The organism is Frisingicoccus sp., assembly GCF_048388605.1.
GTDB lineage: Bacteria > Bacillota > Clostridia > Lachnospirales > Lachnospiraceae > Frisingicoccus.
On sequence record NZ_DBGCTU010000047.1, the window covers coordinates 1 to 1,155 of the forward strand.

The window sequence follows — 1,155 nt, forward strand, 5'->3', positions numbered from 1 at the left end:
TATCCGGAAACGGATTTTGTCTATCCGATGCATCTGAATCCGAACGTGCGCAAACCGATTCATGAAGTTTTCGGAAATTCGGATTTGCAGAATATGTTTTTCATTGAACCGTTGGAATATCTGCCGTTTGTTTACCTGATGGAGAAATCGGCCCTTGTGCTTACCGATAGCGGTGGAATACAAGAAGAGGCTCCGGGATTAGGTAAACCGGTATTGGTTATGCGTGATACAACCGAGCGTCCTGAAGCTCTGGAAGCGGGAACAGTTAAATTGGTGGGAACGGATTACGATAAGATTGTACAGGAAGTTTCCGCTTTGCTGGATGATAGAGGGTATTATGACAAAATGAGTAAAGCAGTGAACCCTTATGGAGATGGTAAGGCTTGCGAAAGAATTGTTCATTTTGTAATGAGGTAAAGAGGTTGTACGAGTAACTTTATACATGAAAAGTCTGTTACCTCCTCCATATCAGAGAAAATAACAGACTTCAAACGATCAAACATCCGTCTCTTCATCTTCCCATTCCTCTTCCGGAAAATACTGGTCGATGATAACGAAAAACAGATGATATTTACATAAAATATGACGTATCCAGCGTTCGCTCACCAATAGCATCTCACTGATCCGGGAGATATCCCGGTCGGTAATGCCGGAGACATCCATGCTTTCGGCATGTTTTCGGTAAGCCTTCAACAGACAGTCATAGATGGCATATCCGGTCGCTTTGTTGCGGCGGATCATGTGTTGGTAATTTTCTTCGTAACTCATGCTGTGAATAATTTGTACAGACCGCCGATCAGTCCCGCCGCCATCAGGCTGTAACCGGCAATGTCTATGGGTTCGACACGTTGTTTGGTTCCCCAGTCGCTCTGGTGGAGAGCGAGAGTATCGCTCCGATAGCCGTCAGCGTCACTTCCGTCTGCTCCATCAGGAGAGACAGCAGGGTGATCGCCATCAGGAACAGGACGAGGATAGGGATGGGGACAAGGGCAGTCACCGGCTGCCGGCTTTTGCTTGCGGGGAAAGATGATCCGGGCAAGGCTAGTGAGAAAGGCAAGGATTGTTTCAAGGTACTTCATGTTAATTGAAAATTATGAATTGATAATTAGTCTTTCGATCGTCCGGCAGATCGACACCAGCATCCTTTGATAAGCA

General features: G+C 46.1%; 3 protein-coding genes. 2 read left to right on the forward strand and 1 reads right to left on the reverse strand.

The window, feature by feature from the left end; translation table 11 throughout:
* Positions 1–417 (forward strand): UDP-N-acetylglucosamine 2-epimerase (locus ACMN7X_RS13155; RefSeq protein WP_418747921.1); only part of this gene is annotated, 417 nt, incomplete at its 5' end.
* Positions 418–495: 78 nt separating this feature from the next.
* Here ACMN7X_RS13155 and ACMN7X_RS13160 read toward each other — a convergent pair.
* On the reverse strand, positions 496–768 hold the full coding sequence (locus ACMN7X_RS13160) for a hypothetical protein (protein WP_286156424.1): 273 nt from the start codon (positions 766–768) through the stop codon (positions 496–498).
* A gap of 80 nt (positions 769–848) precedes the next feature.
* On the opposite strand from ACMN7X_RS13160, the gene ACMN7X_RS13165 reads away from it, so the two are divergent.
* On the forward strand, positions 849–1,088 hold the full coding sequence (locus ACMN7X_RS13165; protein WP_418747922.1) for a hypothetical protein: 240 nt from the start codon (positions 849–851) through the stop codon (positions 1,086–1,088).
* Positions 1,089–1,155: the final 67 nt, after the last annotated feature.